We start from the raw sequence: 24,593 nt of genomic DNA, 5'->3' as shown, positions 1-24,593 counted from the left end.
AGGCGGCGGGCGATCGCCGGGATGACGATGGCGGCGGCGGCGAGGTGGGTGAGCATGAGCAGGGCTTTGGTGTCGAGGGTGGCGGGGGCGATGGCGTCGGGGACGAGGGACAGCGCGGTGAGTGCGGTGGTGGTGCGGATGAAGGTGCGGCGGGGGTGGCGGGCTTTGCGGGCGAGGGTGGCGGCGATGGCGAGGCCGATGAGGGAGAAGAAGGCGGTGAGTTGGGTGAAGCCGAGCAGGGGGATGGGGGCGCCGTCGATGTCGAGGCTGATGCCGGTGGCGGTGCCGGTGGCGGCGATGGCGGTGGTGGTGGCGCTGGCGAGGGTGGTGGCGGCGAGTCCGGTGCCGATGAGGGTCGCGGTGCGGGTGCCGGTGGTGGTGCGGGTGGGGGTGGTGGTGCTGGCCATGGTGACCTCCGGTGGTTGGCGGGCCGGCCCGGTGCCGGTCCCACCCACAGGTCGAAGCTGAGCGCCCGAAATCGACAGCGCCACCCAGGTTTTTTCGACGAGATTCCGTCGCCGTACGCTGAGCCGGGAGGGATACGGTGAGCGACACGACGGTGACCGAGGTGCTGGCGGAGCTGGCCGCGCTCGAGGACCCGAAGGCCCGGGCGGTGAACGAGCGCCACGGCGACGACCACGGCGTGCACCTCGGCAAGCTGCGGGCCGTCGGCAAGCGGCTCAAGACCCGGCACGACCTCGCCCGGCAGCTCTGGGCGACCGGTGACAGCGCCGCCCGGCTGCTGGCGACCCTCATCTGCCGGCCCAGGACGTTCGAGCTGGATGAGCTGGACGGGATGCTGCGCGGTGCGCGTACCCCCAAAGTGCACGACTGGCTGGTGAACCACGTCGTGAAGCAGAGCCCGCACGCTGAGGCGCTGCGACTGCTCTGGTCCGCTGATCCCGACCCGGTGGTGGCGAGCGCCGGCTGGGCCCTGACCACCGAACGCGTGGCGAAGCGCCCCGCGGGGCTCGACCTGCCGGGGCTGCTCGACGTCATCGAGGCGCAGCTGAAGGACGCTCCGGACCGGCTGCAGTGGGCGATGAACCACTGCCTGGCGCAGATCGGCATCGACCACCCCGACCACCGCGCCCGCGCCGTCGCCATCGGCGAGCGCCTCGAGGTCCTCAAGGACTACCCGACCCCGCCGAACTGCACCTCCCCGTATGCGCCGACCTGGATCGCCGAGATGGTCCGGCGCCGGCAGGACGCCTGATCGGGCGGCGCGGTCTCATCCCGGCGGCGTGAGGTCCCGCAGCCCCCGCTCCCAGCGCCGCCGGCGCTCGTCGGGCGTCTGCTCCCACCATGGGGTACCGCGCTCGCCGAGCGCGACCTTCGCCGCCTGTACCCGCGCCCGCGCCGCGGTGGGGTCCTCGCCGGCCCGCAACGCCCGGCCGACGTCCCGGCGGGCCGCCATCAGCGCCCGCCGCAGGGCCGCGGCCGCGTCCTCGGGGACGGCGGGGTCGGTCGCCCGCCACCGCCGCCCGCCGATGATGACGTAGCGCCCGTCGCCGGTCCTCGCCGGCCCGGAGTCCGAAGGTTCCCGGTGTACGTTCATCGCCGCCCTCCCCGCACGCCGATCCTGGCACGCGGCGGGGGGAGTCGCTGGTGATCCACGCGACGAGCCGCCCCGGTGACGTGCCGTTCGAGGTGAGCCCCGACGCCGTCGACGTGTGGGTCGAGGGTGGCTCGGCGGCGGTCACGGATCTGGAGGGCAACGAACTGCACTGCGGCCACCAACGGCCGGTGCCGACTCCGCCGGCGCCCGCGCCCGGCTCGACCCGATACCGGCTCAGCGGCCCGGCCGGGGGACCGGCACTCGTAGCGGCGGTCGGCACGCGCCGCGGAGGCGGTCCTATGCTGCAGCGGTGATCAGCCTGACCGAGGTGCTGGCCCTGCCGGAGGACGCGGCCGTCGACGCGCTCTGCGGGCTCGACGCGGCCGCCCGCGCGGAGCTGACCAGGCAGATCACCGCCGCGTACGACGCCGACGTCGCCGACCGGGCGGCGGGTGGGACCGGCATGTCCGACCGGGACGGGTCGCGCGTCAGGCTGGCCCGCATCGCGTCGGCGCCGGCGGAGCTCGCGATGCCCGACGGTGCGCAGGAGGTGCGGATAGCGGTCAGCCGGGGGCGGCGGCACCTGCAGGCGGTCGCGGACGCTGCCGTACGGCGGCTCGCGACCAACCGGGCGCAGGTGACCCAGCTGCAGACCCTGCGGCGGTTGGAACGCGACGGCCTGATCGAGCTGCCGGCGAACGACGACACCGTCCTCGCGGTCATCGGGTCGCTGACCGACGGCTGGGAGCGGCTGCCCGGGCGACCGCACCGCCGCGACTGGGTCCGGGCACCCCGGACGAGCGAGCTGCTCCGCGACGACGGACGGCTGCTCGACACGGTGTTCTGGCGCATCTTCGAGGTGGACGGCAGCAGCGAGGTCAGCCTCGCCAACGTCGACCGGTACCTGCGGCACCATCCGGGACACACGTGGCGTGAGGCGGTCGCGGACCTGGTGGCCGCCGGTGCCGTACCGCGCGGGCGGGTGCTGGACGCGACCCTGGGCGGGCTCGCCCGGGCGACGGTCGGGTTCCGGGCCGGCTGGTTCGTGGCCGTGCACGGCGACCTGGCGCCGACGGTGGAGGAGATCGTCGCCCGGCAGCCCGCGTACGACCGGCTGCTGACCTCGCGGCTCGGGCCGGTGGTGGGGGTGGGGCTGGACGCGCTCCTCGCGGTGCGCCGGGCCGGGCTGCCGGTCGACGCCCCGAGCCTGCCGGCCGCGGTGCACGCGCCGGTGAAGGCGGTCGTGCTGAAGGCGTTGCGGCTCGGCGGCGCTCCGGTTGCCGAGGCGGCGCTGGTACACCCGGACGCCGACGTCCGCACGGCCGCGGCGAAGCTGCTCGGCCGCCACGAGCCGGCGGCGCCGCCGATGGCCGAGCTGCCGAGAACGGCCGCCCCGCACGCGGCGTCGGACTCGCTCGCGGCGGTGGACCCGATCACCGACCCGGCGGAGCTGGCGGAGGCGTTCGCGGTGCTCGTCGAGGACCCGTCCGACCCTGACCTGATCGAGCGGGCGCTGTGTGCGGCGGCGCGGCTCGGGCCGGACCCGGAGCGGTACGGCACCCTCGCCCGGCGGGTCCGGCGGCGGCTCGCCCAGGACTTCGACGGGCTGCTCCGGGTGGTGGGTGGCGTGGTCATCGCCGCGGCCGGCGGCGGGCCTGCGCAGGACGGGTGGGTCCCGGCGCGGGAGTACGGGCTGCTGGTGCGCCGCGCCGCCGAGGTGACCGCCGCGCTGCGGGCCGGGCGCAGGTTCGCGCCGCTCGCGGAGCCGACCCACGCCGGTGGGTGGGTCGCGCCCGCCACGCTCGTCCGCCGGCTCACCGGCACCGGCGGGCACCCGGCCGCGGACACGGTCGCCGCGCTGCTGCGCCTCGGCCCCGACCCGGCCGGCGGCGCGGCCGTGCTGGGCGACGCCGCGCGGGTGCCGGGGGTGGTGGGCGCGGCGCTGCGGTTCGCGCTCGGCGGACCGTGCCCGGACACCGCCGACCCCGTTGACCGTCCACTGTGGATCGCCGCGGCGCGGGCCCGGGCGCCGCACGGTGACGCGGACGGTGCGGGGTACACGATGCGCCACGACGAATACGGCGGGATCGTGTTCGCACCCGTCGCGCCGGCCGGGGACGACGAGGACCCGCTGCTGCCGACGGCCACGCTCGCCGCCCTGACCGACCGCCGTGCGTGGCGGCTGTCGCCGGCGTGGCTGCCGTGGCTCGGCACCGTCTGGCCGGGCAACGTGGAGCCGGTCGCCGCCGCGTGGCTCACCGTGACCACCGGCCCACGCGGCACCGCGGCCCACGGCGCCGCCGCGCTGCGCACCGTCCTCGCCGCACGGGGCGCCCTGCCACCGGCCGCCCGGCTGCTCGTCGCCGCCGGGCTCGGCGCCGCGGCCCTCGCCGAGCGGGTCGCCGCCGTCGACGCGGCCCTGGACCTCGTGCCGCACCGCCTCGCCCCGGCCGACCTGGGCGACGCGCTTGCCTGGTGGGCGCCGGTGGTGCCCGCGAACCGGTGGGCCTCGTCGCTGCGCGCGCTGGCGGAGGCGGGCCGCGTCACCGACGTGACCGGTGTGCTGAGCGCGCTGCTGCCCCGGCTGGACCGCGCCACCACCGGCCTGCACGGGCTCGTCGAGCTGCTCGCCGACACGGGCGCACCGGCCACCGATCCGGCGCTGCGGGCGTGGCTGGCCACCTTCACCGGCTCGACGAAGACGGCCCGCGCGGCGAAGACGGTCCTCGCCCGCTGAACTTCTGACTAGCGCGGGGACCGGGGCGCACCGTGACGTTCGGTGCCCGCGCTGGCCGGGGCGATGCGCTGCCGCGGTTTCCGGCACGGTCGGGCGGGATGGACGCCGCCGGACCGACCTATGCCGTCGCGGCGGTCGGCCGGCCCGCGCCCGCCGGTGCCGCAGCGCCGGCCGGTGCCGCAGCTTCGGCCGGTGCCGCAGCTCCGGTCGGGTTCACGGCGGCGGCCGGTGCCACGACGCCGGCCGGTGTCGACGGCTCGGCCGGGACGCGGACCCGGCGCAGCAGGCCGGCGGCGGCGACGAGGCACAGCGCCGCGCCGATCAGCACGAGGCGGTGGTCGACGACGGCGACGAGCCCCGCGCCGAGGGCGAGCCCGACCGTTTGCGGGCCGGTGGCGCAGACCTCGAACGCCGCGTAGACGCGCCCCTGGAGGCCGGCCGCGGTGAGCCGCTGCAGCAGCGTGACGACGGCGATGACGATCCACGGCAGGGCGGCGCCGACCATGGCCTTGCCGGCGAGGACCACCGGCAGCCGCCCGGCGGCCAGGCACACCGGGGCGACGGCGAGCAGCAGCAGGCCGGCGACGACGGTGCGGGCCTCGCCCCAGCGCCGGATCGCCGCGGCGGCGGTCAGCCCGCCCGCGACGGCGCCGAGGCCACCGGCGACCTGGGTGACGCCGACGAACTGCGGTGCGCGGTGCAGGCCCTGGCTGATGACGGTGTACGTGGTCGCGTCGGTGGCGCCGACGGCGAAGGCGGACACGGCCCCGGCGAGGGTCACCCGGCGCAGCGTCGGGTTGCCGCCGAGGAACCGGAAGCCGGCGCCGAGCTGACCGGCGAGACGGCGTCCCCGGTCCCGGGGGGTGGGGGTCAGGTGCGTCTCGGTGACGCGGATCCTCGCGGTGAGGGCGGCCGCGGCGAGGAAGGTGGCCATGTCCAGCGCGACGACGGCGGGTCCGCCGAGGACGGTGAACAGGCCGGCGCCGGTGAGCGGGGCGAGCACCCGCAGTCCCTCCTGTACGGTGCGCAGCGCGGCGTTCGCGTCGCCGAGCAGGTCCGGTGGCAGCAGTGCGGTGAGCAGGGCCGACTGTGCCGGGGCGATGAGGACGTTGAGCACGCCGTACAGGAGCATCACGGCGTAGATGAGCCACACGTCGCGGCGCTCGTGCACCAGCAGCAGCGGGGTGAGGATCGCCGCGCCGGCCAGGTTCGCGGCGATCAGCAGCGGGCGGCGGCGCACCCGGTCGGCGAGCAGCCCGGCCAGCGGCGCCAGCAGCGCGGGCGCGGTGAAGCACACGAAGGTCAGCGCGGCGGCCGTGTCGCTGCCGGTCAGGGTCCGCACCCAGATCCCGCACGCGAGCCACAGCGCGCTGTCGCCGAACAGGGACAGGCTCTGCCCGGTCAGGTACCGGCGGGCCGGCGGATGCGCCCAGAGCCTGCGGGCGCTCATCGGGGCTGTCCGGTGTCGATCGGGTAGACGCCGATGAGCACCTCGACGGGCAGCGTGCCGTCGGGCCGCCGCTCCGGGTGCTCGTGGCGGTCCGCCCAGCGCTCCCGGAACCGGTCGGTGACCTCCCGCAGGGCGGCGGTCATCTCGGCCGCCTCGGCCGCGGTCACGTGCAGGACCGAGGTGTGGCCGGTGGCGGCCGCCTGCCATTCGGCGGGATACGTCGACACGGTGTCGACGAACCGGCGGATCCGGCTCATGTGCCGGTCCAGCATGACCTGGTCGAGCGCCTGCACGGCACGGGTGAACTCGGGGTCGTCGGGGCGCGCGGGCGCGTTCCAGCCGGTGGCGGTCAGCCGCCAGGGCCGGGACCTGCCGCGCCCCTCGCCGGTCTCCTCGACGAAGTCGTACCGGGCGAGCTGGCGCAGGTGGAACGAGCACGTCGTCGGTGACTCGCCGATCAGCTCGCCGGCCTGGGTGGCGGTGAGCGGCCCGCTGAGCAGCGCCTCCAGCAGTGCCAGGCGGACCGGGTGGCTGAGCGCCCGCAGGCTGCGGGCGTCGGTGAGCGTACGTCGGTCGGACATTCTTCGAGAGTAAACTCTCGAAAGAAGTCTGTCGAGAGAAGTCTCTCGACAGGGGCGGGGGCCGTAGGGTTGCGGCGTGGCGCGGGTGTTGGTGACCGGGATGTCCGGTGCGGGCAAGACCACGCTGCTGCGGGAGGTGGCGCGGCGCGGGCACCGCACCGTGGACACCGACGACGACGGGTGGACGTTGCCCGACGGCACGTGGGACGAGCCGCGGATGGCGGCGCTGCTCGACGGGCACGCCACGGTGCTCGTGTCCGGCACGGTGGACAACCAGGGCCGCTTCTACCCGCGGTTCGAGCACGTGGTGCTGCTCAGTGCGCCGCTGCCGGTCCTGCTGGAGCGGGTCGCGGCGCGGGTGGACAACCCGTACGGCAAGACGGCGCGGCAGCGGGCGGAGATCGTGCGGTACGTGGCCGAGGTGGAGCCGCTGCTGCGCGCGGGCGCGACGGTCGAGCTGGACGGCCGGCGGCCGGTCGGCGCGCTGGCCGACGCGGTCGAGCGGCTGCTGGTGGCGCGGACCCGTCAGGCGAGGTAGCGGACCTCGAAGGTGAACGAGATCCGGTTGTTCGTCGTGTCGTACTCGTCGAAGTGGCTCGCCGTCCACAGCGTGAACGTGTAGAAACCCGGGGCGAAGGGCGCCCGGAACGCCACGGTGCATTCACCGTACGAGCCGGTCGGGATGCCCGGGCCGTAGCAGGTCGCATTGCGCGGGGCGGTGCCGGCCGACAGGGCCGTCAGGTAGACGCGCGGCCACGGCACCGGCTCGTAGAACTCCGGGTACTCCTGCGGGCTGTCGGGTGCGAACTCGACGAACACCGTGCCGGCGGTCGGCCCGAACCACGGCCGGGGCGGGCTGTCGCCGCCGGTGCGCCAGCCCGTGTTGTGGGCGCGGACGGTGACATAGTGGATGCCGCCGGGGAAGACGGGCGTCGGGTTGGAGAACGCCTCGAGGGTGATGTCCGCCCAGTACCGGTAGCAGTCCACTGTGCACCGCGCCGCCGAGGCCGGGCCGGAGGGCGCGAACGTGCCGGTCAGCGCCAGGCAGGCCGTCAGGAGGTACCGCAGCCACCGCATGCGCAGACGGTAGGACCCGGCGGCGGCGCGGGCAACGCACCGACCTTGATCCGACAGCCGGTCACGGCCAGGTGCGGGCCTCGCGGTCGAACAGTGCCCGGTCGCTGTGCACCGGGATCACGCACAGCAGCTGCCCGCCGGGCGCCCGCAGCACGTGGCACTCCAGCCACCGCGAGACCTCGACCGCGCCGGCGGCGCACAACCGGGCGACCTCCGCGTCGACGTCGTCGGTTTCGATGTCCACGTGGTACCGGGGTGCGTCGTCGACGGTCTGCACCCCGACCACCAGGTCCGGCACGGCACCGCGCAGTATCGTGAAGTGCTCCTCGCCGGCCACGACCTCCGGGTGGCCGCCGAGGGCGGTGGACCAGAACGTGGCGGCGGTGGGGGCGTCGGCGGCGGGCAGGTCGACGAAGATCCCGAAGAGGCGACTGCGGTGCATCGTCCCATGATGTCCCAGCGGCCCCGGTTACGCGGTCCCGTGGCTGGGCATGCGGGCCCGTGGCCGGTCATGCGGCGGGCCTGGCGCTGCGGCGGGCGGCCCAGACGGCGAGGGCGGCGCAGACGGCGGTCAGCACCAGCGTCGCCACCGTGATCGCGTGCTCGAAGTGGCGGGTGGCGGCCGGGCTGGAGCCGACGTCGGACAGCGCTCCGGTGATGGCGGCGGCGACGATGGTGCCGGTGACCGCCATGCCGACGCTGCCGGCGACCTCCTGGCTGGTGTCGGTGAGGGCGGCGCCCATCGAGGTGCGGTCCTCGGGCAGGCCACGCATGATGGTGACACTGGCGATGATCATGACGACGCGCATGCCGGCGGCGGTGAGGACGAGCGCGGCGGCGATCCACGCGTAGTGGTGGCGGCCGAGGAGCGCGTAGATCAGCAGGCCGGCGACGACCGCGCCGGCGCCGAGCGGCCCGGCCCGGTGGGCGCCGATCCTCGTGACGAACCGCTCGACGAACGGGCCGATCGCGATCATCGTGACGATCTGCGGCAGGCTGCCGAGCGCGGCCTGCGCCGGTGACCAGCCCCAGACGAGCTGCAGCTGCAGCGAGACGCTGTACGTGAGGGCGGCCAGGCCGAGGCCGAGCCCCGCCTGGTACGCGAGGCTGGCCGACACCTGCGGCCGGCGCAGCAGGGCGAAGTCGAACATCGGGTGGGCGGTGCGCCGCTCGTGCCCGACGAACCCGGCGGCGGTGGCGCAGGCGGCGACGCCCCACGGCACGGCGTGCCGCCAGCCGTCCTCGACGGCGAGGGTGGCCGTCCACAGCGCCAGGCCGATCGTGGCCGTGCCGAGCAGCGTGCCGGGCAGGTCCAGCGGCGCGGGGTTGCGGTGCGCGGGGTCGTCGGCGGGGATGCCGCGGCGGATGCAGACCACCGCCAGGACGGCGACGGGCGCGTTGAGCACGAGCAGCGCCTGCCACGGCAGCACCTGGACGACGAGGCCGCCGACGGTCGGGCCGACCGCCAACCCGACGAGGCCGACCGTGGAGATGAACGCGGTCGCCCGCATCAGCAGGTTGTCCTGGTCGAACAGGCGGAAGCACAGGGCCATCGTGCCGGGGGCGGTCATGGCGGCGGCGACGCCGATCGCGGCCCGCACGGCGACGAGCCCGCCCGGCGTGCGCACGGCCAGCACGGCGAGGCTGGCCAGGGCGAACAGGCCCAGGCCGAGCAGCATGACGCGGCGGGTGCCGTACCGGTCGGCGACCGCCCCGAACGCGATCATCAGGCCGCCGAACAGCAGCGAGTACCCCGACACGATCCACTGCAGGTCGGCGGCGGAGGCGTACAGGTCGCGGGCGATGGTGGGCAGCGCGACGTTCAGCACCGAGTTGTCGAGCATCTCCACGAGGAAGACGACCGACAGCCCGAGGATGGCCGGCCACACGGCCCGCAGTGAGGTGGCACGCCCCTGTGGCGGCGCTTCGGTGACGGTGGCACTCATGACGGACTCCCGATTCTTCTGGAACGGCGTTCCAGGAGCCAGTTTGGAACGGCGTTCCAGGCATGTCAAGATGGGCGTATGGCAATCAGGACGCGGACCACGGCGCCCCGCGGGGACGCGCTGTCGCGGCAGCGGATCGTCGAGGCCGCCGTCGAGCTGCTCGACGCCGAGGGCGAGGCCGGGCTGACGTTCCGGGCGCTCAGCGCGCGGCTGAAGACGGGCCCCGGCGCCATCTACTGGCATGTGGCGAACAAGGACGAGCTGCTGCTGGCCGCCACCGACGCGGTCCTCGCCACGACCGGCGCGGGTCCGGACCCGCGCGCGTCGCCGGAGGAGACGATCCGGGGCGTCGCGCTCGGCCTGTTCGACGCGATCGACGAGCACCCGTGGCTGGCCGTCCAGCTGTCGCGCAGCCCGTGGCAGTCGATGACGCTGCGGCTCTTCGACCGGGTCGGGCAGCAGGTCCAGGCGCTCGGCGTGCCGGCCGCCGCCCGGTTCACCTCGGCGTCGGCGCTGCTGATCTACATCCTGGGCGCCGCCCGCCAGAACGCCGCGAACGCCCGCACCCAGCGGCCCGGCGCCGACCGCACCGCGATCCTGGAGCGCGAGTCGGCGACCTGGGAGGGGCTCGACGCAACCGAGTACCCGTTCCTGCACGACGTCGCCGGCCAGCTGCGCGACCATGACGACCGCGCCCAGTTCCTCGCCGGCGTCGACCTCATCCTCGCCGGCATCAGGGCCGTCGCCCCGTGAACCTCGTGATCAGGGCGCGGACCGGCTGCTGAGCCACGCCGCCGCGCGGCGCTTCGAGGCGCGTGACAGCCACGCGTCCTGCACCACCTCGGCCAGCTCCCCGCGGGTCAGCTCACCGAGCCGGCAGGCCCGCACCAGCACCGACGGATGCCCGTCGAAGTGCGCCGTGGTGAAGAACGGCGACGTCCCGTCCTGCACGAGCGCCTGCTTGTCCGCCTCCGACTCGACCCAGAACACGATCACGTCCGGGTACCGCTCGCCGGTCCCGGGGTCGACCGCGTCCGGCCGCGGGTTGCGGAAGAACACGAACGACCTGCCGCCCACCTGGTACACCGGGTTCTCGCCGCTGCCGTGCACCACCGTGACGTGCGGCATGGCGAGGGCCAGCTCGTGCACGTCGTCGACCGTCGCCGGCCGGCCCGCCTCGTCGGACACGACCCTCAGCGTAGCCGCCGGCGCCGTCTGCGACCCTGACTGCCGTGGACAGGTTCGTGGATCCGGCGGTCCCGCTGTACGACCTCGCGGCCGGCGACATCGCCGTGGTCTGCCAGCGCTGCGCCCGCCGGGCGGTCGTCGCCGCCGTGCCGGTCGAGGACGCCCGGCCGATCTCGTGGCCGCGCCGGTTCGCGTGCGGGGCGTGCGGCGCGTCGGCGTCCTGGGAGCCGCGGGGCGGCACGACGGTGTGGGGCGCTCCGGTCGATCCGTTCTTCCGGCTGCCGCTGTGGCTCAGCGCCCGGTGCTGCGGCGGCCGGGTGCTGTGGGCGTTCAACGACGCGCACCTGACCCTGCTGGAGGGGTACGTCGCGGCGAAGTCGCGCGAGCGCGGCCCGCGGCCCGGCCTGACCCTGGTGGCGCGGCTGCCCGGCTGGCTGAAACAGGCGAAGCACCGTGACGAGCTGCTCCGCGTCATCACCCGCCTGCGCGCGAAGCCGGGCTAACGGCGCTCGCCGAGTCGGGCAGCGGACGATCTTGCCGCTCGAAGCCGACACAGCGCCGGTGACCGCGAAATTATGATCACTGCCTCTGTGGATCGGAAGGCGTCGGCATGACCTCGCAGCAGCAGTCGTTCAGCCTGGCCGGTGGCCTCGAATGGGCCCGCCGGCTGGGCATCGCCGCCCTCGCCGGCGGCATCACGGGGCTGCTCGTCGGCGGCGTCGGCGGGCGGCTGTTCATGATGGCCCTGGCCCGGCTGAACCACCCCCGGGCGACCGGGGTGCTCAGCGACGACGGCTTCATCATCGGCCAGTTCACGCTCGCCGGTACGCTCAACCTCCTGCTGGTCGGCACCGTCCTCGGCGTGATCGGCGGCCTGGTCTGGGGCGCCATCCGAGGTCTGCGCTTCGGCCCGCTGTGGTGGCGGCGGGTCAGCGTGCCGCTCGGGGCGACCCTCGTCATCGGCGCCATGATGGTGCACAGCGACGGTGTCGACTTCACCCTGCTCGACCCGCCGCTCCTCGCCGTCGGTCTCACCCTCATGATCCCGCTGCTCGCGAGCACCCTCATCACGTGGCTCGGCGACCGCTGGATCGGCAGCGACCAGACCGTCTGGCAGCGGGTGCCGGCGGCGGTCGCCTGGACCGCCAGGGGCGCCCTGGCGCTGTTCGCCGGCTGGGCCCTGGTCGACCTGGTCACCACGATCAGCCGCATCCTCTGACCGCGACCCTTCGTCCGGGTGCGGGCTCAGCCGGTGCCGTGCCGCACCGGGTAGTGGATGACGACCGCACCACCGGTGGCGTAGTTGGCGACGTCGGCGGTCACCCGCTTGCCGTGCGCCGACGCTCTCGCCGCGTGCATGGCCGCGGCGTCGGCGAACTCGGCTTCGAAGATCGCGAAGTACGGTGCCTGTCCCTGTATGGCCGCGACGTCGAAGCTGTACCGCCACGCGAGCAGACCGGGCAGGCGGGCGACCAGCGGGAGGTGGTTGGTCACGTAGTAGTCGCGGAAGTGCTCGGGATCGGCGGGGTGGGGATACAGGACCACCAGCTTGTACATGGGACCTCCGTCTTCCATCGCTTCGGAAATCGAATCACTGTGGCGGACGGTACTGTATCGAAGTTCGAAGCATCAAGAGGGGCGGCACAGGCGATGACGGCACCCAGGCCAGGCCGGCCGGTACGCGGATCGAGCACCGGGCGACCCCTCATGGCCGCCCTCGACCTGTTCGGCCGGCGCTGGAACCTGCGCATCGTCTGGGAGCTGCGGCAAGGGCCGGTCGGGTTCCGCGCGCTGCGGCAGCGCTGCGACAACATGTCCTCCAGCGTCCTGCGGCAACGGCTGACCGAGCTTCTTGACGCCCGCCTCGTCGCCCAGCAGCCGGACGCGGCGTACACGCTCACCGAGCTGGGTCGCGCCGCCTTCCAGGCATTGCGCCCGCTCGCCCGCTGGTCCGAGGCGTGGGCCGCGACCCTGGACGGCGAGCACGGCACCGCTTCCACCGACGTCACACCCACCTGATGGCCGGCCCACCGGTGGCGGTGGTGCACGCCTGCACCCGCGACGGGCGGGGCGGCAGCCCGACCGCGGTCGTGATCGACGACGCCACGCTCACCGACGGCGACCGGCACGCCATCACCCGCGGCACCGGCACCTCCCACACCGCGTTCATCGACACCGGCACCGCGGACGCGCCCACGGTGCGCTTCTTCACCAGTGCCGGGGAGCTCACGAACTGCGGCCACGGCACCATCGCCGCGCAGGCCGTCCTGCTGCACCGCAGCGGCGCCGCCGAGCGCCGCGGGTGGCAGCGCACCGCGGGCCGCACCTTCGCCACGACGGCCATCCGCCGCGGCGACGGCGTCGAGGTCTGGTTCGACCAGGGCGCCGTCACCCTGGCCGACGGCGCCACCGGTGGCATCGTCGCCGCCCTCGGCCTGCGACGAGCGGACATCCCCGCCGGCGTACGGGTCGCCTCGCCGGGCACGCCACGACTGCTCGTCCCCGTCCAGGACCACGCGACGCTGCGGTCCATACGGCCCGACTTCGCCCGGCTGGCAACCGAGTGCCGGCGGCTCGGGTATCTCGGCTGCTTCGTCTACGCGCTCGCACCGGCCGCGAGCACGGCGGCGGCCCGCATGTTCGCCCCCGCGATCGGGGTCGACGAGGACATCGCGAACGCCAACAGCGCCGGCTGCCTCGCCGCCCACCTCCTCGACACCTCCGGCAACGGCGACATCGAAGTCCACCAGGGCGACGCGCTCAACAGGCCGTCATCGATCTTCGCGAGCGCGACCGACACCGGCTCCGGCATCGTCGCGAGCATCGGCGGCGTGGTCGACCTCGCCCCGATCCCCGGCCGTCCACCGGGCGCCCGTGCGGCATGATCTGTGGGTGGTTTCACCCGAGGAACGAGCACGGCGCCGAGGGCTGCGCGACGCGTACAAGAACGCCGAACGCGCCGCCCGGGCCGCACTCATGCCGCTGAACAAGGACCAGCTCGGCGCCCTGGTCGACTTCGTCGACGCTCACGTCCAGGCAGCGGGCTGTGACCACACCAGGCGCTTCACCGAGCGGTGGGCAACCGGGCAGCAGGTCCTTATGGACCGGCTCGCTGAAGGTCTGGACGAGTACGGCGGGTACTGCGACTGCGAAGTCGTCATGAACTGCGACCCCGAGCAGGTCCTCGGCCCATGACAGCGCCGCGACCGTCCGACGGCACCTCGCGGTGATCACACCGCCGCTGCCGCCTGAGCTGAGCGTGGAGTCCCGCCGTACCCGACAGCATGTGATGGCCGAGGGCGAGGCGGAGTCGCATCGTGAGATCGCCCGGACCGTCGGGGCTGGCTACTCGCCGCGTTCACGCATCGGCAGGGACGACCTGGTGCCGACCTCCCTGGTGCTGGTCATCGACTCGAAGGAATACGACGGCGGCACACAGCAGCGGTGGCGGCCCGCGAACGACCCCAGCCGGCCGCGGCGCAGCAACCGACCGGCCTGCTCGTTGGCAGGTGGGGCGCCCTGCGCGTCTTCGCGTGCCTGACGTGCCCCGACACCCCGTTCACGCTCGACCAGCAGTAGGCCGTCTGCGCTCGACAGCAGTTGCCGAGAGCGGTGAAGCGGGGTGTGCGCCTGGGCGGCGGTCGCGGTTCAGACCTTGCGGGCGCGCATCACGAAGACGCTGGGCATGAAGTGGCGAACAGGGTTGCCGTCTGCCTCGGTCCGCCGGTCTTCATAGAACCCGTCGATGATGAACCCGGCGGCTATGAGGCCGCCTATCTGGGCTTCCATCGTGTGGCTGAAGTGGAACGGCTGATGTTCCCGCTGCCGCTGTCGGCGTGCCTCGGGGCTCAGGCTGTCGATCTCGCTGTACGGCAGCGGGTTCTTGACGACGAAGACGCCGTGGTCGTCCAGCGCGTCGCTGTCGAACACGAACTCGTCCGGGTTGAGAAAGCCGCTGATCAGGGCGCCGCCGTCGACCAGGACACGATGGCACTCGGCCCAGACCGGGGTGAGGTCGGGCACGAACAGCGTCGAGACGGGGTTGATCAGCAGATCGAAACCCTGATCGGGAAGGGCGCTCAGATCTGCCATGTCGGCCTGCACCGTGGTGATCTCAAGACCGTCACGGTCGGCGACGAACCGGTCCTGGTCGAGTTGGCGTGAGGACAGGTCGACAACGGTGACGGCGGCGCCGGCCGCGGCCAGGATCGGCGCCTGTTGCCCGCCACCCGAAGCCAGGCAGAGCACCCGAGCCCCGGCGAGTGGTTCGAGCCAGTGTCGCGGCACTGGCCGCTGCTCGCTGACGGTCAGCGACCAGTCGCCTCGCCGGGCCGCGGCCACGCGCGCGGAGGAGACGATGTGGGTGTACGGGTTGTCGCCACGGTCGACGGCATGGTCCCACGCCCGTTGGTTGAGGTCCTGGACGCGGTCCTGGGCTGTCAACAGGCTCTCCTTCGCGGCGATGGCGTCGGGCACGGGTGGCACGGAAGGTGACCAGCCACCCCCGATGTTCACATGTACCAGAGGGCAGCCGGTTCAGCAGCGACACCGTGGCCCGGTCTCTCACCACGCTTCGACGACCGATGCCGCACACGCGGATCAGCGTGGAGCCCTCCGGCAACGGGTTCCGGCCAGTCACGCAGCAGACGCGCCAGCACGTCGACCGGCACCGCCGGGTTCTCCGCGAGCCCGCGCAGCACGAGCAGGACGACCTCACGGAAGCCCGCCCCGTGCCGGTGCGCGAGCGTCTCAAGCGCGACGACCTCGTCGACCTTGGCGTGGTATTGGGGCAGCACGACATCACGCCCGCCCTCCAGATGGCATTTCGCCATCGCCCGCACCAGGGACCACACGACCGGCCACGTATCGGTGTCCTCGTCCTGCCACCCACCCACCAGGCGGTGCACGGCATCGACGTCAAGATTCAACGTGCCGGGATTCCGGTCTGCGTACAGCGCCGACAGGGTGGACTTGCCGATGCCCGGCGGCCCGTTCAGATGGATGAGCCGCGCCATCCTCGTCACCTCCACTTGCCGCCAACCCAGACAGTCCGTCACCTGGATCTCGAGGTTGAAAAAGGCTCAATGCCACCAACCAGCTCTTCCAGCCGCGAGGCGGACCAGGTCGGAGCCGCGTACAGCAGCTCTTCGACGACGACCGTTGTATCAGGTTCGTCCGCCCGGCGCGCCGGTATCGGGAGATATCAATTCCGGCGTCCGCCCGGACGTCCGTCGCTCGCGGGCGCGACCCAATCGGGCGGCACGCAGCTCGACCGCGGCGTTCTGTACCGTCGCGCATGTGGGTATGAACACCGACTACTTCGTCGCTGACCGACCTCGAGCCGTGGCGCTCGCCGAGTATGGCCCGGCGGGCACCGAGGTGCCGATGTTGCTCATGAAGTGGGTCGAGCCCCGGGTTCTGGGCAGCAAACTCTGGGCGATCATCGACGATCTCCCGGGCTCGGCGTCGTCCGACGGCCTGCCGTTCGACCTCGGTCAGCGCGACGCCGTGGAGGAGGTGGTTCTGATGAACAACAGCGAAGGCACGTCAGGCATCGTGCAGATTGCGGACGGCTTCGTACAGGTCCTTGCGGCACTGTCAGCCGGGCGAATCCCCGCGGTTGCGCAACGCTGGTCCACTGCAGAAGAGTGGTTCGGCCCCTGGGAGCCGAACGAGCTCGACGACACCGTCGAAGGTCTTTGCGACCTGGCACGGCATGTCAACGGTCGTGACCACCACATGTACATGTGGTGGTCGATATAGGGTCAGCTACCACGGCTGTCCTGGCGGGCGGTGTGCCGCCCCGGCAGCACCCGATCGCCGCCGCCACCGCGAGGATCGGGACGGTCGCGAGCGCGGCCGCGACCACCGTCCGCCGCCGGGCATCGAACAGCGCATCGGACGCGGCACGCGGTGCCGGTGCCGGCGAGCCCGTAAGGTCCTCCAGCAGCTGCCTCAGTTCCTGCATGGCTCCTCCTTCAGCCCCGGGCCAACACCATCCGGCTCGCGCTGGACTCGGCGCCGTCGCCGCCGACGGCCTCGTCCGGCACATCGGCGTACGAGTGATCCCGCCGCCGCTACGACCCGCGCGTGTCGGCGAGACAGGTCCGGACCAAGCAGGTGCGCACGTACGCGTCGAGCAACTGCGCGTCGCGGACCCGATGCCAGCCGGCCGCGACCTGCGCCCGATGTGATTATCGAGCGACGGTAAAGTGGGGTAGCCGACACCCGGTGCCGAGGTCGATCGGACAGGAAAGACGGCATGGCGGCGCTGCTGGAACACACCGAGCTCTATGTTGACGTCGACTACCGGCTGTTCGCGATGATCGACGACAGCAACGATCGGCGGGACGTGCCACCCGCGCCCCGCGGACTCGGCCGGTGGGTCAGTGCCACCCCGGGCTACGTGCTGATCGAGGACATCGACGACGTCGTGGTGCTGGGCTGTGACATCAGACTGGAGACCTGGGACGGGCCGCCCGACTTCGATCCAGACGACTGGGACCGCACCGACGTCATCGAGGTGAGCTTCGCGTCCGGCATCCTCGGTTTCGCCAGCGGCACCGCCGGCGGGAGCGCCGACGCCTACCGGCTCCCACCGGGGCGGCGATGGCAGGTGCGACTGGCCTGGCGCACCGAACCCGCCGACCCGGACGAGCTGCCGACGGCGTCGGTCCTGATCCAGTTCGGCCCCGCCGAGCCGAACTGAACCAGCGATGATCGACCTCACCCGAGGTGGCCTGATGCTCGCCGTCGCGGCGCTGATCGCCGGGGCGGTCGTCCTCTCCCGACGCGGGGCCGGAGGCTGTCGCCGGGACCATTCCTGATTCGGGAGTGCAGGAACGGCGCCGCCACCTGAGGAGGTGCCGGAACGGTTCGTTTGAGGGCGGGTACGGGAGGGCGGTTCGCATGGATGCACGAGATGACGACCTGGTGACGCTGGACATGCCGGCGCGGATCTGGGCAGGCATCGACGCGGGAGTCGACAATGCCATCTCGTCGGCGGCTGAAAACGGCGACGACGCAACGGTCGAGATGGGCCAGCGGATCCGGCAGGCTGGCTGGGATCAAGTACCTTGGGTCAACGGTGTCTGGCCTCCCATGGACCAGGTGATCTCGATCCGGCTGACCGTGGCCGAATGGAGGTTCGCCGCCGATGAGGCCCGCCGCAGTGTCCCGATCTACGAAGAACTCGGAGACGACGAGTCAGCCCGATCGGGGCGGGATGCCCTCGCCGTGATCGAGGTCATCGGCCGGTAGTTCCGTGCAGCGCCCTGAGGGCCCGCGAACGCGCCGCGCGCCATACTCTGCTGCCCTGACACCCGAGGTGGTCGCGCAACTCCTCGCGGCGGCGGTGGTGGCTGCCGGTCTGACCGCTTGCACCACTGGCACGGTGCCCCCAGCCGTGCCACCGGCCGAGGCATCCCCAGGCCCCCACGACGTGCTGGTCGGAGCTTGGAGCTGAACCACACGGCGCCGCGCACATCGAAGATACGTTCCCCGTCGCCCCGCCGCCCGAGGTCCGCAGGCCCGAAGGGTACCTGTTCCACTTCCGGGCGCGATGCACCGGCGACGGCACCGTGTCGTTCCGCGTGAGCGCAAAGAGCGGCTTCACCCAGACACACGAATGCGAGTGCATCGGCAGGTGGGCCGGTACACAACCGTTGTTCCCTCGTGCCGATGAGCCTGAAAGCCTCGGGCCCTTCAGTCTCACCATCGACCGGGCGGCGGGCGTCACCTCCTGGGACGTCGAGGCCTACGCGACACCGATCAGCAACCGCTACCCGGAGCCCAGCACGTCACCGTCTTGGCGGTAAGGCCGCGGCGACGACAGTGCACCGGTGGAGCTATGCGAATAGGCTCGTGCAGTGAAGTCCTCGTCCGCGCGGGCCGTTGCCGAGCGACCCTTCTACAGCCTGCACGCCGACGCCTACGACGCGCTGATCACCGATCCGGTCGAGCCGTGGGTTGATGCGATTCATGACCGGCTCGTGCAGGCACGCCAGCCGCACGCCGCGGTGCTGGACGCTGGTTGTGGCACAGGGCGACAGGCGGCGGCGCTCATCGCCAGGGGACATCGGGTCGATGTGGCAGATGCGTCCCGGGAACTGCTGTCGCGTGCCAGTGAACGATGCCCCGGGGCCCGCGCGCTGCTGGTAGACCTGTGCGCCATGGACGTGGCGTCTGAGTACGACGCCGTGACATGCCGCGGCGTGCTCAACGACATGACCACCGACGAGGAGCGCGAATCGGCGATCGGGTCCCTGACCGCCTGCCTGCGGCCGGGCGGTTTGCTGTTTCTGGACGTCCGAGAAGCTGAAGCATCCCGGCTCCGGGCCGACGGCGGTGAGCGGTGCCGCATAGCTGACCTGGGTGACGGCCGGAAATTGCGATTTTCCACCCGCACCAGGTGGAGGGACGGGCGGCTTCTTGTCGAAGAACGGTACGTGCTCGTCGTGGAAGGTCGCGTGACGCACGAATCCACCTATGACTTCGCCATGCGCCCGTGGTCCAGAGCGGAGCTGTCGTCCATGCTGCGCGGAAACGGCATGCTGCAGATCGACATCACGAGTGGCGTTGGCCGCCGCACCGCGGACCGATTGTTCGTGGTCGCCTCTTGATGCAACAGTCGGCGCCGTCTCGGCGGCCTGCACGTTGCTCGTGACGGCCTCCTGCAGCGGATGTTCGTCGCTACGCCTGGACGGGGGGATCAGATCAGCCAGCCTCGGCTGTCAGCCGGTATCGGCTGCAGACGTCCAGCAACAGCGCAGCCCTGATCTCAAGCGGCTCGCCGATGCCGTCCAACTCCACGTCGACCAGCACCGTGTCGTCTGTGCGGGTGCGCGCGAAGCGCATCTCGACGCGGGGCTGCCCGTCCAGGACGAACGTGCACCAGCTGTCGTCGTCGGCGTCCGAGCCCTCGACGCCGGCGGTGAGCGCGCCGTCATTGAGTTCAGACCCGATGAGATCAGCGATCGTCTCGACGAACGGCAGCAGATTCGCACGCCGGATCCAGCCGTGCATCGTGCCGCGTGGCTCGGCGTGCATCTGTGCAGGCTAGGTTCCGGGCCGGTGCGGCGCAAGGAAGGCGCGATGTCGGCATGCGTAGCCTGGTCAGGACCTTCCAGCTCTTGAACGTCGGAGTTCCTCGGCCAGACCGTAGCGGGCATACCCGCGTACCTCCTCGTCGTCGTCCTCGGCGAGCACCCACAGCGCCGCGATTGCCGCCTCCTCCGGCGCCGCCGGATCCACGAGGCTCGGAATGCTCGCCGCCACTCGGAACCGGACCTCCGCGTCGGGGTGGCCGGCCAGCCGCAGCACGGCCGGCAGCGCGCCCGGCACCTCGTTGTAGCCGACCGCCGACACCACCCACGGCAGCACGTCCGGATGCGTCTCGCGGTCGAGGAGGTCGAGCAGCACCGGCCAGTTCCCGCGGCGCAGATCAGCGGTGGCCGGGTCGTCACGGCCGACCTCCCGCATGACGCGCACGCCAAGCTCCCGACGGCGTGGGTCCGCATCGCCCGCGAGCGCCCAGGCGGTCCGGAACACCTCCGGCGTGGCGCGTTCATGCAGCGCCACCAGGTGCGTCCAGTGCCACTCCGGATCGTCGTCGCGGACCTCGGCCTCCGCCGCGGCGAACAGCTCCGCCGTCGACAGGTGCGGCGGCGAATCGGGTGCCTGAGAATCGGTCACGACATCACCTCGCTCCGGCGAAGGATCGTCGCCATACATGAAGTGTTAACGCCGATCATGCCATCCGCACGATCGCACTGCGAGCCGCAAGATCCCGTACGGTTGTCTGGCGGCCGGTGCGCCATCCGCGGTGGAACGGCCGTGGGGCCGGTATGTGGGCGGCTCAGGGATCGGCGTACAGGGTGGCGTCGGTGAAGCGGCCGGCGCCTGGGTCGCAGTGCAGGACCAGCCGGCGGCCGTCGATCCAGGCGGAACGGCGGCCGATCGGACGTATGTCGCGCCCGCCGTCCAGCAGGGCGTCGAGGACGGCTGGGGCGTCCCAGGCGAACACGTCCACGTCGTCCAGGGCGACCGGTGCCGGGTCCGTCCCGGCGGGGGACAGGGTGACCGTGTCGGCTCCCGAGGCGGTCGTGTGTACCAGCACCGCGACGCCGGCCAGGGTGAACGCGACGGCCCAGGTCGCTCCGCACACGAACACGTCCCGGACGTCGGCCCCGGCCGCGGCGGTGACCTCGGCGCGGGACATGCCGAACGTGACGCACCGCTGCGACGGCAGCAGCACGCCACGCCCGGGCATCAGGTCGAACATCACCGTTCCACGATCCCACCCGCCGGCCATCCCGGGGTGTGCGGCGCCAGCGTGATCAGGCCGTGGCCAGGAACCGCAGTTCGGTGTACCGGCCGGCCTGGTCGGCGGCCGTTTCCCAGCCGGCGGTGGCGGCGCCCGCGGCGGTCAGGGCGCGGATCGCGGCGACCGTCCCGCCGGACGTGATCGCGAACCGCAGCGGGGTGGCGCCCTGGGCGTTGCGGGCCTCCAGGTCGAGGCCGGCGGCGACGAGCCGGGTGACCAGCGGGGCGGGGTCGGGGAGCCAGGCGATCAGGTGCAGCATGGTGCATCCGTCCTCGGTGCGCAGGTGCGGGTCGAGGCCTGCGTCGAGCCAGGCGGTCAGCGCCGGGCCGTCGCCGTGGCGGGCCTGCTCCTGGACGGTGGTGCGGCGGCGGCGGGGGACCCGCGGCAGCGGGATGCGCGGGTCGCGCCAGCCGAGGTGCGCGGCGAAGCAGCCGGTGGGCACGGCGCCGCCGAGGGCGTGCAGGGACTGCTCGCGGCGGATCTCCTCCGGTGGGTGCGGCACGCCGGCGGGGCCGATGAGGTGCTGCGCGGTGCCGCAGGGCACGCCGTACGGGGACATGTCGACCGGTGACGGGGGACCTGCGGCGGTGTCGTGGCCGGCGACCAGCGCGGCCGCGACCAGCGGGTGCAGCTCGTCCAGGGCCAGCCGGCCGAGGCGGACGAGGTCGAGGTCGACCGGCCGCTCGACCCGGGCGGTGGGTAGGACGGGCGGGATGTCGGCGCGGTCGTTGCGGGCGCGGACCCGGTGCCGGTGGCCGTCGATCCACAGGAAGTGGTCGGCGAGGTCGACGAGCGCCTCCGGCCCGCCCAGCTCGCGGGCGGACGCGGCGAGGGTGGTCAGGTCGAACGGCACGGCGCTGATGCGTTCCTGCAGCACCGGTGAGGCGTCCTCGAGCGCGTCGATGTCGAACCCGGCCAGCCGCCACGCGTCCTGCCACCGACCGGCGTCCTGCAGGGTGATGATCCCCTCGGCGGTGCCGTGTGGCGTCCCGGCGAGGAACGGCAGCCGGCCGCCGTGGCGGGCGAGCAGGTCGCCGGTGCGCCGCACGTCCCACCGCTCGCGGTTGGCCTGCAGGCCGCGCCGCGGGTCGGCCGGGCCGGCGAACCGCAGCACCAGCAGGGGTCCTGGCGTGTCGCGGTACCGGGGGAGGACCTGCAACTGCCCGCCCCGGTACGAGGCGAGCAGGGTCGGCTCCCGGGCCGGCGCCGTCGACTGCGGGACGTGCCGCCCCACGTGCCAGCGCAGCAGGTCGGGTGCGAGGTGGTGCAGGTCGTCCTCGACCGCGCCGGCGACGGCCCGCCCGTGCTCGCGGGCGATCGCGGCCAGGTCGAGGTCGACGTCGACGTTCGCGGCGGCGCAGGCGCCCCGCCAGTCCCCGGCGAGCCGGCACCGGGTGGCCGCGTCGATCATCCAGGTGGGCACCGCGTAGCGCCGCACCTGCAGCCATGCGTTGAGGACGGCCGTGCGGCTGCTCACCGCGGCGACCGGCCGAGGACCCCCGTCATGGCGGGGAGTCTAGCCCGCCTTCTTGACGTCGCGGATCGCGTAGTGGTGCATCGTGACGCCGTACGTGAACGACCGCTGCTCGATCAGGTCGAAGTCGATCGGCATGTCGTACCCGTCGAACAGCGGCCGGCCGAACCCGAGATACGACGGGTGGGTCCACAGCAGCAGCTCGTCGAGCAGGCCCGCCCGCAGCAGCTGGGTGGCGAGCGCCGCGCCGCCGACGCTGATCAGGCCGTCGGTCCGCGCCCGCAGGGCGGCGAGCTGCCCGATCGCGTCGTCGCCGCCGATGACCCGGGTGTTGTGGCCGGCGTCGTGGCGGGTGCGGGAGACGAGCACCTTGGGCATGGCGGTCCAGAGCGCGCCGTACTCATGCATGTAGTCCGGCAGCGACGGGTCCTCGTGCGCCCGCGGCCAGAACTCCTCCATCGTCTCGTAGTAGACCCGGCCGTGGACCATGAGCGCGAGCCGGCGCATCTGCGCGTTGGCCGCGCGGTGCAGCTCCTCGCTGAGGTGCAGCCACTCACCGGCGCCGTTGTCCCCGGGCACCTGCTCGATGCGGAGGTCGAGGGACACGTTCATCGAGTAGATGCAGCGGCCCATCCTCGTCCCGTCCGCCTAGTGATTGTGTTCTGCAACCACTATATTTGGGCCGGAATGCCTGTCAAGGAGGAAGCGTGGGGCCACGGTCCGGGTGCCCGATCAACGCCGCCGTCGAGGTGCTCGGCGACCGCTGGTCGTTGCTCGTGCTGCGCGACGTCATGTTCGGCGACCGCCGCTACTTCCGGGCGCTGCTCACCGGGTCCCTTGAAGGCATCGCTTCCAACATCCTGGCCGACCGCCTCGTGCGGCTCGTCGAGGCGGAGATCCTGACCCGCGGCGCCGCCGCCCGGGGGCAGCGCGCCCGCTACAGCCTCACCGAGGCCGGCATCCAGACGCTGCCGATCATCTACGCCCTCGGCAGCTGGGGCCTCGACTGGCGCCCGGGCACCGACGAGCTGCGCGCCCGGCAGCGGCTCATGCGTGAGGAGGGCCCGGCGTTCATCGACGAGCTCATGGCCGAGCTACGGGTCCGCCACCTCGGTGCCCCGCCCCGGCAGCACGACGGTCCGGGCCCGTTCGAGCGCCTCGACGCCGCCTCCGCCGCGGCCGCCGGGCAGCGGCCCCTCGACGAGCGGTAAGCGGCATTCGCCGCGACGGCTCCGGCACCTCACGGCCGGTCCGCGCCGCAACCCCACCAAAAACACCCCCTTGCCGCCTCAGCGGCGGCGTGCAACACTCCTCGCACATCGTCGATCGTATACTTTCGCCGAAATGAGGAGTGGACGCGCATGGCGCTCGCGGGATTCCAGACCAAGGCCGATCTCGTGTACGAGCGGCTGCGCGATGCGATCCTCAGCGGCGAGCTGAGGCCGGGGGAGCGGGTCAACGTCGACGCGCTGTCCCGCCAGCTCGGCACCAGCAAGATCCCGCTGCGCGAGGCGGTGCAGCGGCTCACCACTCAAGGTCTGGTCGTGCAGCCGAACCCGCACGCCGGCGCGCAGGTCGCACCGCTGTCGCTGCGCGAGATGCGCGGCGTCTACCTCGCCCGTGGCGCGCTCGAGGGTCTCGCCGCCCGCGTGGCCGCCACGACCGTCAGCGACGCCGAGCTCGCCGACCTGCAGCAGATGCACGAGCAGATGCGGCAGCGCCTCGTCGACGGCGACCACCGCGACCTCTCCGTACTGAACCGGCGGTTCCACACCGGGATCGCCGACGCCACCCACTACACGACCCTGCGTGAGCTCACCGATCTGACCCTGCTGCGGGTGCAGCACTACCGCATCGGCGTGCGCGTCGAACCCGCGTGGGAGCAGGTCATCGGCGAGCACGCCGCCATCCTCGACGCACTGCGCCGCCGCGACGCCGACCAGGCCGAGCAGGCCGCGCGTGACCACGTCGAGTGGCAGCTGGGCGTCGAGCTGCGCGCGACGCTCGACCCTTCCCTCATCGACCTGGATGACGACTGAGGTACCTCTATGAACCATCGCGGCGGTCCCGTCGACCGCACGTTCGGCTTCCTGCTGACGCTGCCCGCGTTGGCCCTGCTCGGCGCCGTGGTCATCTACCCGCTGTTCGGCGCCCTCACGACGAGCCTGTTCAACCAGAGTCTGGTGTTGCCGGGTCGTTCGTTCGCCGGTCTGGACAACTTCACCGAGGTGTTGCGGCGCAATTTCTGGCCGGTGTTG

At 72.9% G+C, this 24,593-nt stretch carries 32 protein-coding genes and 1 pseudogene; 17 read left to right on the top strand and 16 right to left on the bottom strand.

Annotated features, from left to right (window positions below; genetic code table 11):
- Window positions 1–407, bottom strand: a 407-nt coding sequence (locus tag OP18_RS48150; RefSeq protein ID WP_033367116.1) for a DUF6069 family protein, incomplete at its 3' end; no start/stop codon positions are given.
- Between the two features lie 137 nt (window positions 408–544).
- Between OP18_RS48150 and OP18_RS48145 the strand changes: the two genes are divergently transcribed.
- Window positions 545–1,216: a DNA alkylation repair protein gene (locus OP18_RS48145; protein ID WP_033367106.1), complete on the top strand. Its 672-nt coding sequence runs from the start codon at window positions 545–547 to the stop codon at window positions 1,214–1,216.
- Window positions 1,217–1,231: 15 nt separating this feature from the next.
- Here OP18_RS48145 and OP18_RS48140 read toward each other — a convergent pair whose 3' ends face one another.
- Window positions 1,232–1,558, bottom strand: a complete 327-nt coding sequence (locus OP18_RS48140) for a hypothetical protein (RefSeq protein WP_033367104.1) — start codon at window positions 1,556–1,558, stop codon at window positions 1,232–1,234.
- A gap of 50 nt (window positions 1,559–1,608) precedes the next feature.
- Between OP18_RS48140 and OP18_RS48135 the strand changes: the two genes are divergently transcribed.
- Window positions 1,609–1,872 (top strand): hypothetical protein, encoded by a 264-nt coding sequence (locus OP18_RS48135; RefSeq protein ID WP_033367102.1) that lies wholly within the window; start codon window positions 1,609–1,611, stop codon window positions 1,870–1,872.
- Window positions 1,869–4,295: a DUF6493 family protein gene (locus tag OP18_RS48130; protein WP_033367100.1), complete on the top strand. Its 2,427-nt coding sequence runs from the start codon at window positions 1,869–1,871 to the stop codon at window positions 4,293–4,295. The genes OP18_RS48135 and OP18_RS48130 overlap by 4 nt, the downstream gene beginning before the upstream one ends.
- Window positions 4,296–4,413: 118 nt before the next feature.
- Here OP18_RS48130 and OP18_RS48125 read toward each other — a convergent pair whose 3' ends face one another.
- On the bottom strand, window positions 4,414–5,745 hold the full coding sequence (locus OP18_RS48125) for an MFS transporter (protein ID WP_033367098.1): 1,332 nt from the start codon (window positions 5,743–5,745) through the stop codon (window positions 4,414–4,416).
- The gene (locus OP18_RS51760) at window positions 5,742–6,326 is read right to left on the bottom strand and encodes an ArsR/SmtB family transcription factor (protein WP_052388471.1); all 585 of its coding nucleotides are present in this window, start codon (window positions 6,324–6,326) and stop codon (window positions 5,742–5,744) included. Before OP18_RS51760 ends, OP18_RS48125 begins: the two co-directional genes overlap by 4 nt.
- A gap of 76 nt (window positions 6,327–6,402) precedes the next feature.
- Here OP18_RS51760 and OP18_RS48115 point away from each other — a divergent pair, with 76 nt between their 5' ends.
- Window positions 6,403–6,864 carry an AAA family ATPase gene (locus OP18_RS48115; protein WP_033367096.1) on the top strand — a complete coding sequence of 154 codons (462 nt, stop codon included), beginning with the start codon at window positions 6,403–6,405 and terminating at the stop codon, window positions 6,862–6,864.
- On the opposite strand, the gene OP18_RS48110 is transcribed toward OP18_RS48115, so the two are convergent.
- From OP18_RS48110 to OP18_RS48100, 3 genes are all read right to left on the bottom strand, one after another.
- Window positions 6,852–7,403 carry a hypothetical protein gene (locus OP18_RS48110; RefSeq protein ID WP_033367094.1) on the bottom strand — a complete coding sequence of 184 codons (552 nt, stop codon included), beginning with the start codon at window positions 7,401–7,403 and terminating at the stop codon, window positions 6,852–6,854. The two genes, OP18_RS48115 and OP18_RS48110, sit on opposite strands and share 13 nt — an antisense overlap.
- A gap of 61 nt (window positions 7,404–7,464) precedes the next feature.
- Window positions 7,465–7,845 carry a VOC family protein gene (locus OP18_RS48105; protein ID WP_033367092.1) on the bottom strand — a complete coding sequence of 127 codons (381 nt, stop codon included), beginning with the start codon at window positions 7,843–7,845 and terminating at the stop codon, window positions 7,465–7,467.
- 67 nt (window positions 7,846–7,912) lie between these two features.
- On the bottom strand, window positions 7,913–9,349 hold the full coding sequence (locus OP18_RS48100) for an MFS transporter (protein ID WP_033367090.1): 1,437 nt from the start codon (window positions 9,347–9,349) through the stop codon (window positions 7,913–7,915).
- A 78-nt stretch (window positions 9,350–9,427) separates the two neighbouring features.
- Here OP18_RS48100 and OP18_RS48095 point away from each other — a divergent pair, with 78 nt between their 5' ends.
- Window positions 9,428–10,102, top strand: coding sequence for a TetR/AcrR family transcriptional regulator (locus OP18_RS48095; protein WP_033367089.1), 675 nt, complete (start codon window positions 9,428–9,430; stop codon window positions 10,100–10,102).
- 9 nt (window positions 10,103–10,111) lie between these two features.
- On the opposite strand, the gene OP18_RS48090 is transcribed toward OP18_RS48095, so the two are convergent.
- Window positions 10,112–10,537: an MmcQ/YjbR family DNA-binding protein gene (locus OP18_RS48090; RefSeq protein WP_033367087.1), complete on the bottom strand. Its 426-nt coding sequence runs from the start codon at window positions 10,535–10,537 to the stop codon at window positions 10,112–10,114.
- 44 nt (window positions 10,538–10,581) lie between these two features.
- On the opposite strand from OP18_RS48090, the gene OP18_RS48085 reads away from it, so the two are divergent.
- A complete protein-coding gene (locus OP18_RS48085) occupies window positions 10,582–11,040 on the top strand; it encodes a hypothetical protein (protein ID WP_052388470.1) in 459 nt (152 codons plus the stop codon).
- Window positions 11,041–11,147: 107 nt separating this feature from the next.
- A complete protein-coding gene (locus OP18_RS48080) occupies window positions 11,148–11,756 on the top strand; it encodes a hypothetical protein (RefSeq protein WP_033367080.1) in 609 nt (202 codons plus the stop codon).
- A gap of 26 nt (window positions 11,757–11,782) precedes the next feature.
- On the opposite strand, the gene OP18_RS48075 is transcribed toward OP18_RS48080, so the two are convergent.
- Window positions 11,783–12,094 carry an EthD family reductase gene (locus tag OP18_RS48075; RefSeq protein WP_033367078.1) on the bottom strand — a complete coding sequence of 104 codons (312 nt, stop codon included), beginning with the start codon at window positions 12,092–12,094 and terminating at the stop codon, window positions 11,783–11,785.
- A 150-nt stretch (window positions 12,095–12,244) separates the two neighbouring features.
- Here OP18_RS48075 and OP18_RS48070 point away from each other — a divergent pair, with 150 nt between their 5' ends.
- Genes OP18_RS48070 through OP18_RS48060 form a run of 3 tightly spaced genes read left to right on the top strand, consistent with a single transcriptional unit; the run spans window position 12,245 to window position 13,732 of the window.
- Complete coding sequence (locus tag OP18_RS48070) at window positions 12,245–12,556, top strand: winged helix-turn-helix transcriptional regulator (RefSeq protein ID WP_245635787.1); 312 nt, start codon at window positions 12,245–12,247, stop codon at window positions 12,554–12,556.
- On the top strand, window positions 12,556–13,422 hold the full coding sequence (locus OP18_RS48065; RefSeq protein WP_033367076.1) for a PhzF family phenazine biosynthesis protein: 867 nt from the start codon (window positions 12,556–12,558) through the stop codon (window positions 13,420–13,422). The genes OP18_RS48070 and OP18_RS48065 overlap by 1 nt, the downstream gene beginning before the upstream one ends.
- Window positions 13,423–13,429: 7 nt before the next feature.
- Complete coding sequence (locus OP18_RS48060; protein WP_033367074.1) at window positions 13,430–13,732, top strand: DUF2695 domain-containing protein; 303 nt, start codon at window positions 13,430–13,432, stop codon at window positions 13,730–13,732.
- A gap of 453 nt (window positions 13,733–14,185) precedes the next feature.
- On the opposite strand, the gene OP18_RS48055 is transcribed toward OP18_RS48060, so the two are convergent.
- Together OP18_RS48055 and OP18_RS56460 are read right to left on the bottom strand one after the other, a co-directional pair.
- Window positions 14,186–15,013 carry a class I SAM-dependent methyltransferase gene (locus OP18_RS48055; RefSeq protein WP_211273906.1) on the bottom strand — a complete coding sequence of 276 codons (828 nt, stop codon included), beginning with the start codon at window positions 15,011–15,013 and terminating at the stop codon, window positions 14,186–14,188.
- Window positions 15,014–15,048: 35 nt separating this feature from the next.
- On the bottom strand, window positions 15,049–15,552 hold the full coding sequence (locus OP18_RS56460; protein ID WP_081971775.1) for an AAA family ATPase: 504 nt from the start codon (window positions 15,550–15,552) through the stop codon (window positions 15,049–15,051).
- A 289-nt stretch (window positions 15,553–15,841) separates the two neighbouring features.
- Here OP18_RS56460 and OP18_RS48045 point away from each other — a divergent pair, with 289 nt between their 5' ends.
- From OP18_RS48045 to OP18_RS54190, 4 genes are all read left to right on the top strand, one after another.
- Window positions 15,842–16,300, top strand: coding sequence for a hypothetical protein (locus OP18_RS48045; protein ID WP_033367072.1), 459 nt, complete (start codon window positions 15,842–15,844; stop codon window positions 16,298–16,300).
- 499 nt (window positions 16,301–16,799) lie between these two features.
- Window positions 16,800–17,246 carry a hypothetical protein gene (locus OP18_RS48040; RefSeq protein WP_033367071.1) on the top strand — a complete coding sequence of 149 codons (447 nt, stop codon included), beginning with the start codon at window positions 16,800–16,802 and terminating at the stop codon, window positions 17,244–17,246.
- Window positions 17,247–17,446: 200 nt separating this feature from the next.
- Window positions 17,447–17,797, top strand: a complete 351-nt coding sequence (locus OP18_RS48035) for a hypothetical protein (protein WP_156090314.1) — start codon at window positions 17,447–17,449, stop codon at window positions 17,795–17,797.
- A gap of 608 nt (window positions 17,798–18,405) precedes the next feature.
- On the top strand, window positions 18,406–19,158 hold the full coding sequence (locus OP18_RS54190) for a class I SAM-dependent methyltransferase (RefSeq protein ID WP_052388468.1): 753 nt from the start codon (window positions 18,406–18,408) through the stop codon (window positions 19,156–19,158).
- A gap of 94 nt (window positions 19,159–19,252) precedes the next feature.
- On the opposite strand, the gene OP18_RS48025 is transcribed toward OP18_RS54190, so the two are convergent.
- The 5 genes from OP18_RS48025 to OP18_RS48005 all read right to left on the bottom strand — a co-directional run bounded on the left by OP18_RS48025 (window position 19,253) and on the right by OP18_RS48005 (window position 22,968).
- Window positions 19,253–19,585 carry a hypothetical protein gene (locus OP18_RS48025; RefSeq protein WP_033367069.1) on the bottom strand — a complete coding sequence of 111 codons (333 nt, stop codon included), beginning with the start codon at window positions 19,583–19,585 and terminating at the stop codon, window positions 19,253–19,255.
- A gap of 66 nt (window positions 19,586–19,651) precedes the next feature.
- Entirely contained in the window at window positions 19,652–20,269 is a 618-nt protein-coding gene (locus OP18_RS48020) for a HEAT repeat domain-containing protein (protein ID WP_081971773.1), read from the bottom strand.
- Window positions 20,270–20,393: 124 nt separating this feature from the next.
- Complete coding sequence (locus OP18_RS48015; RefSeq protein WP_156090313.1) at window positions 20,394–20,822, bottom strand: hypothetical protein; 429 nt, start codon at window positions 20,820–20,822, stop codon at window positions 20,394–20,396.
- A 52-nt stretch (window positions 20,823–20,874) separates the two neighbouring features.
- A complete protein-coding gene (locus tag OP18_RS48010) occupies window positions 20,875–22,338 on the bottom strand; it encodes an ankyrin repeat domain-containing protein (RefSeq protein ID WP_033367066.1) in 1,464 nt (487 codons plus the stop codon).
- A 39-nt stretch (window positions 22,339–22,377) separates the two neighbouring features.
- Complete coding sequence (locus tag OP18_RS48005) at window positions 22,378–22,968, bottom strand: dihydrofolate reductase family protein (protein ID WP_033367064.1); 591 nt, start codon at window positions 22,966–22,968, stop codon at window positions 22,378–22,380.
- A gap of 74 nt (window positions 22,969–23,042) precedes the next feature.
- Between OP18_RS48005 and OP18_RS48000 the strand changes: the two genes are divergently transcribed.
- The 3 genes and pseudogenes from OP18_RS48000 to OP18_RS47990 all read left to right on the top strand — a co-directional run.
- Window positions 23,043–23,546 (top strand): winged helix-turn-helix transcriptional regulator, encoded by a 504-nt coding sequence (locus tag OP18_RS48000; protein ID WP_033367062.1) that lies wholly within the window; start codon window positions 23,043–23,045, stop codon window positions 23,544–23,546.
- A 150-nt stretch (window positions 23,547–23,696) separates the two neighbouring features.
- Window positions 23,697–24,374, top strand: a complete 678-nt coding sequence (locus OP18_RS47995) for a GntR family transcriptional regulator (protein WP_033367060.1) — start codon at window positions 23,697–23,699, stop codon at window positions 24,372–24,374.
- 9 nt (window positions 24,375–24,383) lie between these two features.
- Window positions 24,384–24,593, top strand: a pseudogene (locus OP18_RS47990) (hypothetical protein); the annotation flags it as partial.

Origin of the sequence: Dactylosporangium aurantiacum (genome assembly GCF_000716715.1) — a bacterium.
Lineage (GTDB): Bacteria > Actinomycetota > Actinomycetes > Mycobacteriales > Micromonosporaceae > Dactylosporangium > Dactylosporangium aurantiacum.
Note: the sequence above shows the minus strand (reverse complement) of the source record. Positions and strands in the feature narration are given on the sequence as shown.